Raw genomic sequence first — 13,968 nt, forward strand, 5'->3', positions numbered from 1 at the left:
TCGTCGGTCCTTCCTGCCGAGCCATCAGGCTCGACTCATCGGACCGAGATCAGATCCACCGGAACACCGACAGTCCCGGCGCGGATGCCGGGCGGGTCGTTCCACAGGACCACGCGCGCCGGGAGTGGCAGCGCGGGGCCAATGCGCCGCGCCACCGCGGCGGGGTCGTCACGGCACAGGCGCATCCCACAGTGGGAACCAGCGCTCGAGTTCGGCTTCGATGGGGAGTTCGCCGGAAAGTGCTGCGCGAGCTCGGAGTTCGAGGGCGTTGTCGCGGCGTTGCTCGCCGGAGGGCGCGAACGGGTAGACGGTGCCCCGTTTGAAAAGGTAAACCAAGCCGAGCCGGTGTGGCGGGAGGTCAGCGGTGGCGAAGCCGATGACGGTGCACAGCAGGTTCGGGCCGAAACCGTTGTCGGACAGAGTGGAATTGATCGCGTGCAGCGCGGTCGTCAACGCGGACAAGTCTGCGGTGTCTTGCCTGCAGGTGATCCAGGTGTAGCCGAATTCGTCGATCGTCACTGCCACTGCGATGGTCGGTTCGAGGTGCAGCAGATCGAGGATCTCCGCCTCGGACTGTCTTGCGCCGGCGCCTTCGGCCTGTTTGAAGCACACGGCCCCAGCCCCGGTCGGGTGGACGTCCAGCGCCGCCTGCAGAGTGTAGGCAGCGGGTGGAACAGCGAACAGTACATCGAGATTCGGCTGCACCGGCTTGGTGCGGCCCAGCAGCGCGTTGAGGAATCCCATCTCGATTTCAGCTCTCCTGCCCGAGTTCGGTAGCCAGTGCGCCGAGCTGGTCCAGTCGCTGCTGGAGGCTCGGATGGGTGGACAGTAGCGTCGACCAGGTGGCGCCGGCGCCCAGCGCGGGGGCGAAGAAGAACGCATTGAACGGCTGCTCGGTGCGCAGGTCACGACTGGGAATGCGACCGATGTCCCCGCTGATCTTGGTCAGCGCCGAGGCAAGCTCCGACGGGCGGCCGGTGAGGATCGCCCCGGCTCGGTCGGCGGCCAGCTCGCGATACCGTGACAGCGCTCGGATCAGCAGGAAGCTGATCGCGTAGACGGCCGCGGAGACCGCCATCACGGCTAGAACGACGAGGAACAGGTTGTCGCCGTCGCGGCGGTCCCGGCCGCCTCCGCCGAACATTGCCGAGTACAGAGTGAATCGTGCGATCAGACCCGCAAGCACGCCCATGAACGACGCGGTGGTCATCACCACCACATCCCGGTGCGCGATGTGCGAAAGCTCATGCGACAGCACACCATCGAGCTCATCGGCATCAAGCCGCTGCAGCAGGCCGGTAGTGACGGCGATGACAGCGCGGCGAGGGCTGCGACCGGTGGCGAACGCGTTGGGCATATCGAGGTCCGCGATAGCGACCTGCGGTTTGGGCATGTTCGCGGTGGCGCAGAGCCGGTCGATGATGCCGTGCAGCTGCGGCGCCTCCTCCGCGGTGACGACACGCGCCCGCATCGCGTACAGAGCGATCCGGTCGGAAAACCAGAACTGCGCGAACAGCAGCCCGCCCACGATCACCACGACCACCACGACCGACTTGATCAGCACCACCAGCGCCGCGATGAACGCGACATAGATCAAGCCGAGCAAGAACATGGTCAATCCCATGCGGGCCGTGAGCCGATGGTCCGGCCGGAAACGGGTACGCATGGCAGTTATCCCGGAATCAGTCCGTCGTCGCGCAGCATCGCGTGAACCTCGGACAGCGGCATGTCCGCACTGGGAAGCACCAGATCCGAGGCGACCAGCGCATCGTCGGCTACCGGGGTAGCAAGATCCCGGACAGTGGCCAGCATGCGGCCCAGGACGAGCGAGAACCCGGTGTCGTCGCCCGCGTCGGCGGCCTGCAGCAGCTCGTCGTCGAGTTCATTGAGGTCGCTGAGGCGGGCGTCGTCGAGGGTGTATTGGCCTTCGCCGAGAATACGAACGATCATGATTGCGGCCTTTCCTGCGCGTTCGCCTCGATCGCCGGCGTGAGTGAGCTTTTCAGTTGCGCCAGTTCGGCATCGACATCACTGCCCCGACCGGCGTCGAGGGCGGCCTGAATATCGTCACGCCGGCCGACCGGAGCGGTGGCATCTTCCAAGGCACCGGAGGCGATCAGCTCGTCCAGCGCTTGCGAGCGCGAACTCATCTGCGCTGTCTTGTCCTCGGCCCGCTGGATCGCCAGCCCGACATCGCCCATCTCCTCCGAGATGCCGGTGACAGCCTCGCTGATCTTGGTCTGCGCCTCGGCCGCGGTATAGGTGGCCTTGATCGTCTCCTTGCGCGTACGGAACGCCTCCACCTTCGCCTGTAACCGTTGCGAGGCGGTGGTGAGCTTCGCCTCCTGCGCGGCCAGGTCGTCATACTGCGGCCGTAGCTGCTCGATCTGGGCAAGGGTTGCCGCGCGCCGAGTCAGCGCCTCCCGAGCCAGGTCGTCGCGACCTTGCCCGACCGCCTGCCGGGCCTGGCTCTGCAGGCGGTCGGCGGCCTGCTGGAGCTGGTTTTGCTGCAGCTCGATGCGTTTACGGCTGGTAGCGACATCCGCCAGGCCGCGCCGCACCTGCGCGAGCATCTCCAACTGCCGCTGATACGAGTAGTCGAGCACCTCACGAGGGTCCTCGGTGCGATCGAGCAGCTTGTTCGTCTTGACCCGGAACAGCAAAGCGATACGTCGAGCGATACTCACTTCTCGTCACTTCCTCACATGTAGGAGACGCTGTCTCCACTGTCGTCGCCCACTACGCTCGCTGCCAGGGACCTACGGCCCAATTTCGACCGTCCATGCGTACGGCCCGGGTCTTCGGCTGGAAACTGACTGCGCATTGCGGAGCAAAAGCCTTGCCGCGATCTCAGCTGCGGTAGTTGGGATCGAGCAACCGCCTGACAGCTGTGCGGTACGCACCACCAGGAGAGAGAGGCGGAGTCCGGGGATCGTCGGGCGGGAGGCGCGGTTCACCGAAGGGGGTCAGCGGTCGGGTAGCCGTACAAGCCGCTGGGTGTCGTCGAACAAGGCCTGTTCGGCTACGCGGGCAGTGGTGAGGGCGCCCAGCGCGGTGGCGGCGAGCAGCATGTACATGACGACGATCTGGTAGCGGATCGCGGTGAGCGGGTCGACGCCGGCGAGGATGAGCCCGGTCATGGCGCCGGGCAGGCTGATCAGGCCGACGACTTTGGTGGAGTCGATCGCGGGGATCAGCGCGGTGCGCAGGGCCGAGCGACGATGTGGCGCGAACGCCTCTCGGGCCGAAAGGCCCAGGCACAGCCGGGCTTCGATGGCCGGGCGGGCATGCTGGGCGTCTTCGCGCAGACGGCGCAGGGCGATGCCGGTGGCCTGCATGGCGGCGGAGACGATCATGCCACCGACCGGGACCACGACGCGGGCTTGGGTGGAGATGATCCCGAGTGCGAGCAGCGCGCCGAGAGTGATTCCCGATCCGGTGGCCACGCCGATGGTGGCCGCGCGAGCCGCGTGCGGCAGACCCGCGCCGCGCCGTGCGGCGACTTGCCCCGCGATGACGATCATGACCAGGACCCAGCCGAGAGCGCCGGGCAACCCGGTGTGCCGGAACAGAATCAGCAAGAGCGCGCCGACCGCGACCAACTGGATACCGGCACGAGCGGCGGCGACGAGCAGTTCGCGGGTCAGGTGCAACTGCTGGCGGTAGGCGATGGCGGCGGCTACCGCCACCAGTGCCAGCGATGTCGCCACCCCGCCCCAACCGGGCACCGAAAGGCCCGCTGTCACTTCGTGTTCCGTGGTTCGAGGGGGCGGGAACTACGGGTCAGCCGCCCCTGGTGAAGCGACCAGATCGTGTCGGCGACGCCGTCGACGAAGTCGGTATCGTGGCTGACCAGCACGACGGTGCCGCCGTCGCGGGTGTGGGTACGGATGAGTTCGGCGACCGCGGTGGCGGAGTTCTTGTCGAGAGCGGAGGTCGGCTCGTCCAGCAGCAGCACTTCGGGTTCGACGGCGAGTGCGCGGGCCAGGCAGACTCGCTGGGCTTGACCGCCGGACAGCTGTGCGCATCGACGGGTGGCGAACTCCGGCCCCAACCCCAGCAGGGCCAGCAACTGCTCGAGACGCTGCGTAGCCAAATCCGCTCGGGCATACCGGATCTCCTCGGAGACGGTATCGGTGAGCAGGACGGGCTGTTGTCCGACGAGCCCGACGCGACGACGGAGGTCGAGTACGTCGAGGCTGGTGATCGGCGTGCCGTCGAGCCGGATGGTGCCACTGGTGGGTTCGGCGAGCCGGTTGAGCAGCCGCAGCAGTGTCGTCTTCCCGGCGCCGCTGGGCCCGACGACCGCCGAGCAGGCGCCACGGGCGAATTCCGCGTCGGCGTCGACGAGCACCGTGGTGGTGTCGTGGCCGGCGGTGACGCGGTCGAGGGAGATGGCAGACATGGGTTCCAAACAGGTTCAGCTGATGGGCTCGAATTCCCACAGCACCGGAGTGCCGTCAGGGCCTTTCGGGATCGGTACGTAGCAGTGGTGGGTAGCGGGGTCCACCGCGAGCGAGTGGGCGCCATCGGCCACATGCGCGGCGCCGACCGCGACGGTGCGGCCGGCGCGGCGGTCGAACACGCTGACCCAGCCGCTTTCGGCCGCGACGTACACCCGGTGCGTGCCCGGGTCGTAGACCAGTACGTCGGGGGTCTCGCCCACCGGGTCGCGGCCGGTGACGGTGCCGGTGGCCAGGTCCACGGTGACCATGGCCGCCCCTGCTTCGCAGCCGACGAACATCACCCGGTCTGTCGCGTCGAGGGCTTGCCCGTGCGGGGCATCACAGCCGGGAATCGGAATGCGTTGGGTGACAGTGGCTTTCGCGGGATCGATCAGCGCCAGATCGTTGCGGCCGTGCACGGCGACCACCATCCGGTCGGTGACCGGGTCGTAGACGACGTTGCCGGCCTCACCATCCACTGCGGCGGTCGCGCGCACCGCACCGGTTTCGGCGTCGACGACGGTCTCGGTACCGGCGTGCTCGTCGGTCGTCCACACCGCACGGCGAACCGGGTCGTAGGCCAGCCCATCGGGGTAATCGCCGGTCGGTGCGGTGAACATCACCGCACCGGTGTCCTCGTCGATCGCGACGAGTTGATTGCGGCCGGTCGCGGTGGCGTACACGCGATGAGTGTCTCCGACCACGAGCACCCCGTGCACGTCGGGCATATCGGCAAGGGTGCGTACAACCCGATGGGCGCGCACATCGACCTCGACCACCTCCCCGGCGCCCATATGGGCCACGAAGAGCAACCCGCGCGCGGCATCGAGGGCGGTGTAGTCGAAACGCACCGGTCCGCCGGTCAGCGACACCTGCGCGACCCGGCGCAGCGGCAGCTCACCGGGGTGCGGAGGCCCCAGCGTTCCCGAGCTCGAGCAGCCGCTCATCAGAACGGCCGCGCCCAGCAGCACCGCACATATGCGAATCGGCCGCATCAACCGTCTCTCACTCGGCGTAACCGTGGTTTCGACACTACGCCAGACGGTCGCCAGGCCGAACCCGTCGATTCATGTGCGCGATGTACCTGCAGCGAAAACCGACAGCAAGCTCACGGACAGATCGGCCACAGCGGCGTCGCGGTCGGCGAGGAAGTCGCGCCGGATGCCGAGGGGCCGGGAGAACTTCGCACCCAACCGGAGCTAGCGTGCGGGTTCGATTCGGAAGACCGGATACCGGTCCGCGATCTGCTCGAACTCACCGAGCGGGGCGGTGCGATCGATCGGAAAGTGCGGACGTGCACCGGGCGCCACAGCAAGGTAACGGCGCAGAATCGGCGCCCGCTCCCCCACCTCCACCTCGGTGAGCCGCACCTCCTCACGACCGCGCCGGAGCAGGAACGCACGACCGTGCGCCGCACGAACATTGCGCACCCACCCCGCCTCCGCGCCCAGCATCGACACCAGGTACCGCTGCCCCTCGTACTCCGCGACCGCGATCGGAAGCCGCACCGGGCGCCCGGTACGCCGACCGGACACTTCCAAAGTCATGGCGTAGCCAGGGGACAACACGCCCGCCGAATACATCCACTCCGAGGCCCGATTCAATACCCGGGCCAATCTCCCCGGCCGGTCACCCCAATACATCCGGCGTTTCGCCGCATACAGCAGATCCCGCACCCCGCCCATCCGATCCACCTTCCCTCGCCTGCCCCAGCGGTACCGCAAGACGGTAGCGCCTCACCTGTGCAGACGATGCACGACAGTCGCGGGCAGTGAGTTGGTGGCCCCGCTCGTCGAGCCGGATCAACCAGCAGACGCCCCGAACAAATCGGGCAACCCAGCCGAGACCGCGTCGGGGAATTGCGGATCCCGCTTGGAGAGAAACGCATCCACACCCTCGCGGACGTCATCCGACACGCCGCGCAGGTAAATCGCCACGGACTCGGCGCGGTGGGCGATCTCCGGACTGCCCGCTCCGAGCATCCGCCACATCAGTTGCCGCGTCAACGCCACCGACACCGGGGCGGTTCCCGACACCATGTCCCGCGCCAGCTCGACCGCGCGGTCCAGCACCTGATCGGCAGCGACCAACTCGCGTACCAATCCACGGTCGAGCGCCTCCCGGGCAGAAACCATTCGTCCGTTCAGCGTCCATTCCAATGCGGTGGAGATACCGACGATCCGTGGCAGGAACCAGGTGGAGCATGCCTCGGGCACCAGACCGCGGCGGGTGAAGACGAACCCGAATTTCGCTGTGTCCGAGGCGATTCGGATGTCCGCCGGAAGTGTCATCGTGACTCCGACGCCGGCGGCCGGACCGTTGATCGCGGCGATCACCGGTTTGTGTGACCGGTACACCCGCAGCGCGACTCGGCCGCCCTGGTCCGCCGGTGCGCCGCCGGTGTCCGGGTCGTCGCCGAGCACGAAGGTATCGCCGCCGGCGGCGAGGTCGGCGCCGGCGCAGAACGCGCGGCCTGTGCCGGTCAGGACGACAGCACGTACGGTGTCGTCGGAGTCGGTCTCGTCGAAAGCCGCGATGATCGCCTCGCACAAGTCGTCGGTGAAGGCGTTGAGCCGGTCCGGGCGGTGCAGCCGCACGACCGCGATTTCGCCGTTCCGCTCGATCAGCACCGGCGCGTCAGCGGCTACATTGCTCATCGCACCTTCTCGAATCGTGTTGCCACATCGCGGTATTCGTCGCGGATGGCCGTCTTGGACAACTTGCCGCTCGGTAACCGCGGCAAGGGCTCGTCACGGATCACGACATAGCGGGGAACCTTGTAATCGGCGACCAGCTGATCACAATGCGCGACGATCGCGGCCGCGTCGACAGCTCCGTTGACGGTGACGATCGCGGCGGGCGTCTCGCCGAATCGCTCGTCGGCTGCGGCGATGACGGCCACCTCCTCGACTCCGTCCAGATCCGCGATCACCCTTTCGATCTCGACCGGGGAGATGTTGATGCCGCCGGTGATGATCAGATCCTTCATGCGATCGACGAATTTCACTCTGCCGTCTTCGTCTCGGGTCCCCAGGTCACCGCTGTGCAGCCAGCCGCCCCGCAGGGCTTGGGCCGTGGTGTCCTCGTCGTTCCAATATCCGGGTGTGACGCCGGGACCGCGCACCACGATCTCGCCCTCCTCGCCTGGGCCGGCCTCCGTACCGTCCGGACGGACGACCTTCAATTCGGTGAATATCGATCCGGCCCCGCAGGTTTCGGGGTGGCTGAAGGCTTCGTCGCGCGTGGTGGCGGTGGCTACACCGCCCGCTTCGGTCATGCCGTAGATCTGGCGCAGTGCGACGCCCTTGTCGGCCCACGCCTTCAACAGTGCGGGCGCGACAGCGGCTCCGCCGACAATGGCGGTGCGTAGCGAGGACATGTCCGTATCGGCGAATTCCTCACTCTTGGCGATGGATTCCCATACCAGCGGCACCCCGAACAACGCGTTGACGCGATGCCGGCCGATCAAGGCGGCTGCGCGCCCCGGACGGAACTCCTTTTCCACGACAAGCGTATTTCCGAGGACGACCGACATCAGCAGACCCCAGACCAGACCGGGCGTGAAGACCAGGGGAAGCAGCAACAGCGAGGTGCACCCTGGGCGGAACCCTTCCTCGGTAAGAGTCGCCTCGAAGACGATGCTCAGCAACGTCCGGTTCGTGCAGATCACGCCCTTGGACAATCCGGTCGAGCCGCTGGTGAACAGCAGAGCGACGGGTTCGTCGGGCTCCACGTCGATGCGGAAGTCATCGCGCTCGCCTGCCCGTAGCCCGGTGAATTCGTCGAAGGACAGGGGACGGAAGTCGGTTCCCAGTGTCCGCGTCTGCTCGATTCGTTCGGAGAACTCCGGCGGCGCGATCGTCAGCACGGCACCGGAGTCGTCGAGAACCTTGCGCAACTCGGCCGCGGTGAGTCGGGGATTGAGCGGCACGAGGACCGCGCCCGCCTTGAGCACACCGAGAGCCAGGACGGGCCAGACGAGGGAATTCGGTCCGAGTACGCCGACCCGGTCGCCCGGCGCGATGCCTGATTCGGCGAGCCGCCGTGCCACCCGGCTGGACCAGTCCTGCAGCTCTCGATAGGTGAGGGACTCCTCGTCGACGATGAGCGCGGGCCGGCCCGGTGTGGTTTCGGCCCACCAATACAGGGCCGAGGCGATTGTCGCAGCCATTGCTTTCCTTCTCGTTGTGAAATGGCTTGGGGCGTCGTGGAGTTCTGTGCCGAACTCGGCGCCCGGGAGGCGTTCGGCCGACGATGCGGCATCGGAATTCTGGATGATTCGGAATGTGCACGTACCGAAGTCACATGCGCCGGAAAGGCGGTCGGGGGACGGTTCGGTATGTGACCCACACTACTTAGCATTACATATTACGTCAATCGATATTTGTATCATGTTCAATCGATTCGAGGGTGCACCGAGACGAGCGTTCCGATACTCACCGGCCGAGCCACCGGGGCTCGCGCTTGGCCGCGAAGGCGCGTGGGCCCTCCTTCGCGTCCTCACTGGTCATCACGACGCGGGTCGCGTCCCGGCTGATCTTCCACTCACCGTCGCCCCATCCGGCATGTTCCGCGGCGCTCTCGTGCATCACCCGCTTGCTCTGCTGCACGGCCAGCGGCGCGTTGGCGGCGATGACGGTGGCCAATTCGAGCGCGGCGGCGAGCGCCCCACCGGCCGGAGCCACCGCGTTGACCAATCCGAACTCGTAGGCGCGATGCGCGGACACGGGTCGGCCGGTGAGCGCTATCTCCGCGGCGATCTTCGGCGGAACCTGCCGGTGGATGCGCAACACGCCACCCGCCGCGGCGATCAGACCGCGCCGAACCTCGGGCAGTCCCAGTGACGCCTGTTCATCGATGACGGCGAGGTCGGCGGAGAGCACGATCTCGGTTCCGCCACCGAGTGCGAATCCGTTCACGGCGGCGATGACGGGTTTGGGGATCCAATGCCGGACTATCCCCGCGAAATCCCATTCGCGATGATCGGGATCGTAGACGCTACGCCCGGCGGCGATCTCCCTGAGATCGGCGCCGGCGCAGAACGCGCGCCCGGCACCGGTGACGATCACGACTCGGACTTGCGGATCCTGTGCGGCGCGCTCGAACGCGGCGCCGGCAGCGGCGGACAGCGCCGCGTCGACCGCATTGAGCGCGTCCGGACGGTTCAAGGTCACCACGGCTACGTGATCGCGCACCTCATACCGCGCGGCTGGTTCCGGTTGGGGCACAACATCTCCTGACGGGCAGAGGGGGCTTGGGGATGGTTCAGAGGTCGAGCACGAGCCGGGGTGTGTGGCTGCGCGAGACGCAGATCATCATCGCGTCGCCGGCTGCCTGTTCGTCCGCGGTGAGCACGGAGTCGCGGTGATCGGGCCGACCTTCGAGCACGGCGACTTCACACGTTCCGCAGGTGCCCTCCCGGCAGGAGAACTCGACGTTCACGCCGCGGCGCGCAATGGCATCCAGCACCGACTCGCCGGCGCCTACTTCGATCACCTCGCCGGTGCGCGCCAATTCCACCTCGAACGAGTGTGCCGGCGTGTCGGATCCGATCGGTCCGGGTGCGAATCGCTCGACGTGCAGATTCACATGATCTCTTGTCTCACAGGCACTTTCGATTGCCTGGAGCAGCGGTTCCGGCCCGCAACAGTACACCTCGGTCGCGGTCGCGAGGCCGTCCAGAGCCGCTCCGAGGTCGAGCAGTCCACACTCGTCCTGCGGGCAGAGCGCGACCCGATCAGGATGCGTCGACGCCAGCTCGTCCGCGAAGGCCATACTCGCACGCGTGCGTCCGCCGTACAGGAGCCGCCAAGGCCGTTGGGCCGCGTCGACCCGGCGCAGCATCGGCAGCAGGGGCGTGATGCCGATCCCGCCCGCGACGAAGAGATAGGATTCGGCGTCGGTCAACCGAAAAGCATTGCGGGGACCCGCGATCGAGATCAGATCGCCGGTGTGGAGTTTGTCGTGCACGAAGGCCGACCCGCCGCGACCGTCCGGTTCGCGAAGTACGGCCACCGTCAACGACCGCCGATCGGACGGATCGCCACACAAGGAGTACTGCCGGGTCATGTCGCCGAGAACGAGGTCGATATGGGCGCCGGGCTCCCAGACCGGCAGCGCTTCACCGTCCGGGTCCGCCAGCGTTACCGCGACCACGCCGGCGGCGACGGACTCCTTGCCGATCACCCGCATTCGCCGGGGTGTCCGCTCTTCGCTCATCAACCCAATCCGTCCATCGGAACCACAATGGCTAAATCTTAAGGTATTAGATTAATTCAATGCAATACCCAGCTAGATCGCACTTGCGAACCACGCGTAACGCGTATAAATCTATAGCCGTTAGTCATCGAGACGTCGTGACAGGAGTCAACGCATGGACATCACCGGCCGCAGCGTCGAGTCGGTCCTGGACCTGTTCGCACTGACCGGACGCGTCGCCGTGGTGACCGGCGCGGGAGCCGGTCTCGGTGCCGGCTTCGCGCGAGCGCTGGCCGAAGCCGGGGCGGACGTGGTCGTCGCGGCCCGGCGCCGCGACACGCTCGACCGAGTCGCGGAAACGATCACGGCGCTGGGAAGGCGGTGTCTGGTCGTACCGACCGACGTCACCGACCCCGAGCAGTGCGAGGCATTGGCCCGGGCGACGATCGACGAGTTCGGCCGCCTGGACATCCTGGTCAACAACGCCGGCGTCACCCATGCCGCGCCGGCCACTCGCGAAGACCCGCAGGGCTATCGAAATGTTCTGGAGGTCAATCTGTTCGGTGCGTACTGGATGGCACAGGCTTGCGCCCGGGTGATGCGTCCCGGATCGAGCATCGTCAACGTGGCGAGCATGCTCGGTCTGGTCAAGTCCGCCCTGCCCCAAGCGGCCTACGCCTCGAGCAAGGCCGGACTGATCGGGTTGACCCGCGACCTGTCCCACCAGTGGTCCGGCCGAAAAGGTATCCGAGTCAACGCGGTAGCGCCCGGGTTCGTGGAGACCGACATGATCGGCGCGATGGCCGAGGAGACACTGACGGAATTTCTTCGCGGCTGTTCGCTCGGCCGGACGGCCACCCAGCGCGAAGTCGATGCGGCAGTGGTGTTTCTGGCCGGCCCGGCGTCGGGGTATGTGACCGGATCGACCCTCGCCGTCGACGGCGGCACATCCGGCCACTGACACGGAGGCATCGAGCCCTGTGCCGCGCGCCTGCTCGACTTTCTCGACGACGTGGTGGCAAACCACCGGTCCCGATCTGCGAACCGTTACCATCAATCTTAAAGGTGCTAGGTAATTGACCTGGTACGAGCCGAGTGGAAAGCCGGAGATGCCCCGTCCGTCGCAACCTCTGATCCATCGCTCCGCCGTCATCGCGGCGTCCATCGAGATCATCGACTCGGAGGGTCTCGAAGCCTTCAGCCTGCCCAAACTCGCCAAGTACATCGGCGTGAGCGCGCCGTCGCTCTACCACCATTTCGCCGACCGATCGGCGATCCTGGCCGCGGTGGCCCGGCATATCGCGGGTGCGGGCACCATTCCGCGCCGTAAGCCGGGACCGGACTGGCCCGAGTTCTTCGTGCAACTGGCCTTGAACTTCCGCCGGTCGATCCTGCGTCACCCCAACGCGGCGCCGGTTCTGCTGCAGTACCTTCCCCGCGACCTGCTGATCGGCACCTACGAGGAGACGGCGCGATTCCTGGAGGATTCGGGTGTGCCCACCCATCTGCATGTGCAGATCCTCGACGGGATGGAGCGGCTGACTCTGGGCGCCGCGCTCACCGACGCGGTTCGAGGTCCCAGCACCCGCACGACGATCTTCCCGAACGTCGACCCGGAATCGCAGCCCATCCTGACCCGGGCGCTGTCGGAGAACACGCTGACCTCCAAAGGACTCTTCGAGGAGATGGTTCGCAGTTTCCTGTACGGGGTGATGCGACACCAGGATTCGCAAGCGACCCTGACCGCCTAGAACCGGGCAAGGACGAGGCCGGTACGCGGGTCGATCCGCGTACCGGCCTGACGTCTCCGCCGGGCGATTACTGTGCCGGAGCAGGCATGTGCACCGTCTTGGTCTCGAAGAATTCTTCCAGCCCCTCGATCCCGCCCTCGCGGCCCAGGCCGGACTGCTTGTATCCACCGAACGGCAGGGTGAAGTCGATGACCGATCCGTTCACGCTGACCGTGCCGGTCCGGATCCGCTGGGCCACAGCGTAACCGCGCTCCAAGTCCTCGGTGTATACCGCACCGGAAAGGCCGTAGATCGAGTCGTTCGCGATCGCGACGGCATCGTCCTCGTCCTCGTAGGTGATCACGGAGATCACCGGTCCGAAAACCTCTTCCTGGGCGACGCGCATGTCGTTGCGCACCCCGTCGAGGAGGGTCGGGGCGACGAAGTAGCCCTGCTCGACTCCCTCCGGAGCATGCCCGCCGGCGATGACCTGGGCGCCGTCCGCCACGGCGCCCGCGATGTAGCTCCGGACGCGATCACGGTGGCGCTCCCCCGCGAGCGGTCCCAGAATCGTCGTCGGCTCCCACGGATTGCCCATCGGCAGCGCGGAATACGCGGCCGACAGCGCCGCGACCACCTCGTCGTGGCGGGCACGCGAGACGAGCACCCGGGTCAGAGCGATACACGCCTGTCCCGATTGCATGCACCCGCCCATGGGCAGTGACTGCAGCACATGCCCGAGATCGGCGTCGTCGAGAATAATGGCGGCGGATTTTCCGCCCAACTCCAGTGACACGCGGGCGATCCGGTCGCCGGCGAGGGCGGCGATGCGGCGACCGGCGGTGGTGGAACCGGTAAAGGTGATGTGGTCGACGCCGGTGTTGGTCACCAGGCTTTCGGACACCTCCCGGTCGGCGACGAGCACGCTGACGACACCCTCGGGGATCCGCCCTTCGTCGACGAGTTCGGCGATCACATCGGCGAAGACGGCCGGCGACAGCGGCGCGTCCGGTGCGGCCTTGAGAATCACCGAACAACCGGCTGCCAACGCCGGAGCGACCTTGAACGCGATGGTGCCGATGGGGCCGTTCCACGGAATGATCGCGGCGACGACACCGGTGGGCTCGCGCAGGATGCGCGACACTCCGCCGTCGGCGCGCACGCGATCCTCACGCTGTTCGAACTGTCGGGCCTCGGCAGCGACCGCGCGGAACAACCCCGCGCTCATCTGCTGCGTCATCGCGCTGACCGTCACCGGCACGCCGACCTCGAGCACACCGAGGGTGGTGAGTTCGTCGATCCGCCGCTCCAGCCTGGTGGCGATTTCATCGATCACGTCCGCGCGTTCGGCCATGGACTTGCCCGACCAAACGCCGGAATCGAAGCTGCGCCGGGCGGATTGGACGGCACGAGCGACATCCTCGCCGGTGGCGCTGCGAATTCGAGCTGCACGCTGTTCGCTCCAGGGATCGATCAGGTCGATCCATTCATCGCCCGCCGAATCGACCCAGTGGCCGCCGATGAAGATCTGCTCGCGGTCGGCGACCGTTCGCGCGGTGACAGCGGTATCGGACGTAGTGGTCATTGCTATCCGG

Annotated in this window: 15 protein-coding genes; 2 read left to right on the forward strand and 13 right to left on the reverse strand. The window is 66.9% G+C overall.

Translation table 11 applies throughout. The features are described 5' to 3' along the window. Positions 1–168 precede the first annotated feature (168 nt). The 12 genes from A5789_RS07115 to A5789_RS07170 all read right to left on the reverse strand — a co-directional run bounded on the left by A5789_RS07115 (position 169) and on the right by A5789_RS07170 (position 10,664). The gene (locus A5789_RS07115) at positions 169–744 is read right to left on the reverse strand and encodes a hypothetical protein (protein WP_063013468.1); all 576 of its coding nucleotides are present in this window, start codon (positions 742–744) and stop codon (positions 169–171) included. Positions 745–751: 7 nt separating this feature from the next. Next, positions 752–1,666 (reverse strand): zinc metalloprotease HtpX, encoded by a 915-nt coding sequence (htpX, locus tag A5789_RS07120; protein ID WP_064902802.1) that lies wholly within the window; start codon positions 1,664–1,666, stop codon positions 752–754. 5 nt (positions 1,667–1,671) lie between these two features. Continuing rightward, positions 1,672–1,950 (reverse strand): hypothetical protein, encoded by a 279-nt coding sequence (locus A5789_RS07125; protein ID WP_063013464.1) that lies wholly within the window; start codon positions 1,948–1,950, stop codon positions 1,672–1,674. After that, a complete protein-coding gene (locus A5789_RS07130) occupies positions 1,947–2,687 on the reverse strand; it encodes a PspA/IM30 family protein (RefSeq protein ID WP_063013462.1) in 741 nt (246 codons plus the stop codon). Before A5789_RS07130 ends, A5789_RS07125 begins: the two co-directional genes overlap by 4 nt. 279 nt (positions 2,688–2,966) lie before the next feature. After that, positions 2,967–3,746, reverse strand: a complete 780-nt coding sequence (fetB, locus tag A5789_RS07135; protein ID WP_063013460.1) for an iron export ABC transporter permease subunit FetB — start codon at positions 3,744–3,746, stop codon at positions 2,967–2,969. Next, positions 3,743–4,405 (reverse strand): ATP-binding cassette domain-containing protein, encoded by a 663-nt coding sequence (locus A5789_RS07140; protein ID WP_063910741.1) that lies wholly within the window; start codon positions 4,403–4,405, stop codon positions 3,743–3,745. Before A5789_RS07140 ends, fetB begins: the two co-directional genes overlap by 4 nt. A gap of 15 nt (positions 4,406–4,420) precedes the next feature. Then, a complete protein-coding gene (locus A5789_RS07145) occupies positions 4,421–5,440 on the reverse strand; it encodes a YncE family protein (protein WP_064902803.1) in 1,020 nt (339 codons plus the stop codon). Between the two features lie 204 nt (positions 5,441–5,644). Further along, on the reverse strand, positions 5,645–6,130 hold the full coding sequence (locus A5789_RS07150; protein WP_064902804.1) for a nitroreductase/quinone reductase family protein: 486 nt from the start codon (positions 6,128–6,130) through the stop codon (positions 5,645–5,647). A 117-nt stretch (positions 6,131–6,247) separates the two neighbouring features. Beyond that, complete coding sequence (locus A5789_RS07155; RefSeq protein WP_064902805.1) at positions 6,248–7,102, reverse strand: enoyl-CoA hydratase-related protein; 855 nt, start codon at positions 7,100–7,102, stop codon at positions 6,248–6,250. Then, positions 7,099–8,616, reverse strand: coding sequence for a class I adenylate-forming enzyme family protein (locus A5789_RS07160; RefSeq protein WP_064902806.1), 1,518 nt, complete (start codon positions 8,614–8,616; stop codon positions 7,099–7,101). Before A5789_RS07160 ends, A5789_RS07155 begins: the two co-directional genes overlap by 4 nt. A 265-nt stretch (positions 8,617–8,881) precedes the next feature. After that, a complete protein-coding gene (locus tag A5789_RS07165; RefSeq protein ID WP_064902807.1) occupies positions 8,882–9,673 on the reverse strand; it encodes an enoyl-CoA hydratase-related protein in 792 nt (263 codons plus the stop codon). 37 nt (positions 9,674–9,710) lie between these two features. Then, on the reverse strand, positions 9,711–10,664 hold the full coding sequence (locus tag A5789_RS07170) for a PDR/VanB family oxidoreductase (protein WP_064902808.1): 954 nt from the start codon (positions 10,662–10,664) through the stop codon (positions 9,711–9,713). A gap of 154 nt (positions 10,665–10,818) precedes the next feature. On the opposite strand from A5789_RS07170, the gene A5789_RS07175 reads away from it, so the two are divergent. Both A5789_RS07175 and A5789_RS07180 read left to right on the forward strand, forming a co-directional pair. Then, complete coding sequence (locus A5789_RS07175; RefSeq protein ID WP_064902809.1) at positions 10,819–11,604, forward strand: SDR family NAD(P)-dependent oxidoreductase; 786 nt, start codon at positions 10,819–10,821, stop codon at positions 11,602–11,604. 148 nt (positions 11,605–11,752) lie between these two features. Continuing rightward, complete coding sequence (locus A5789_RS07180) at positions 11,753–12,394, forward strand: TetR family transcriptional regulator (RefSeq protein ID WP_064902810.1); 642 nt, start codon at positions 11,753–11,755, stop codon at positions 12,392–12,394. Positions 12,395–12,461: 67 nt separating this feature from the next. Here the strand turns inward: A5789_RS07180 and A5789_RS07185 are convergent, their stop codons facing one another. Further along, positions 12,462–13,958, reverse strand: coding sequence for an aldehyde dehydrogenase (locus A5789_RS07185; protein ID WP_064902811.1), 1,497 nt, complete (start codon positions 13,956–13,958; stop codon positions 12,462–12,464). Positions 13,959–13,968 lie beyond the last annotated feature (10 nt).

The sequence above is a fragment of the Nocardia sp. 852002-51101_SCH5132738 genome (assembly GCF_001665695.1).
Classification (GTDB): Bacteria; Actinomycetota; Actinomycetes; order Mycobacteriales; family Mycobacteriaceae; genus Nocardia; species Nocardia nova.

Excerpts from the sequence above, each read along its gene's own strand:
- A5789_RS07155 (WP_064902805.1), bottom strand. The coding sequence starts at position 7,102 with ATGAGCAATGTAGCCGCTGACGCGCCGGTGCTGATCGAGCGGAACGGC.
- A5789_RS07170 (WP_064902808.1), bottom strand. The coding sequence starts at position 10,664 with ATGAGCGAAGAGCGGACACCCCGGCGAATGCGGGTGATCGGCAAGGAG.
- A5789_RS07160 (WP_064902806.1), bottom strand. The coding sequence starts at position 8,616 with ATGGCTGCGACAATCGCCTCGGCCCTGTATTGGTGGGCCGAAACCACA.
- A5789_RS07150 (WP_064902804.1), bottom strand. The coding sequence starts at position 6,130 with ATGGGCGGGGTGCGGGATCTGCTGTATGCGGCGAAACGCCGGATGTAT.
- A5789_RS07175 (WP_064902809.1), top strand. The coding sequence starts at position 10,819 with ATGGACATCACCGGCCGCAGCGTCGAGTCGGTCCTGGACCTGTTCGCA.
- A5789_RS07140 (WP_063910741.1), bottom strand. The coding sequence starts at position 4,405 with ATGTCTGCCATCTCCCTCGACCGCGTCACCGCCGGCCACGACACCACC.
- A5789_RS07180 (WP_064902810.1), top strand. The coding sequence starts at position 11,753 with ATGCCCCGTCCGTCGCAACCTCTGATCCATCGCTCCGCCGTCATCGCG.
- A5789_RS07125 (WP_063013464.1), bottom strand. The coding sequence starts at position 1,950 with ATGATCGTTCGTATTCTCGGCGAAGGCCAATACACCCTCGACGACGCC.
- A5789_RS07185 (WP_064902811.1), bottom strand. The coding sequence starts at position 13,958 with ATGACCACTACGTCCGATACCGCTGTCACCGCGCGAACGGTCGCCGAC.
- A5789_RS07145 (WP_064902803.1), bottom strand. The coding sequence starts at position 5,440 with ATGCGGCCGATTCGCATATGTGCGGTGCTGCTGGGCGCGGCCGTTCTG.
- htpX (WP_064902802.1), bottom strand. The coding sequence starts at position 1,666 with ATGCGTACCCGTTTCCGGCCGGACCATCGGCTCACGGCCCGCATGGGA.
- A5789_RS07115 (WP_063013468.1), bottom strand. The coding sequence starts at position 744 with ATGGGATTCCTCAACGCGCTGCTGGGCCGCACCAAGCCGGTGCAGCCG.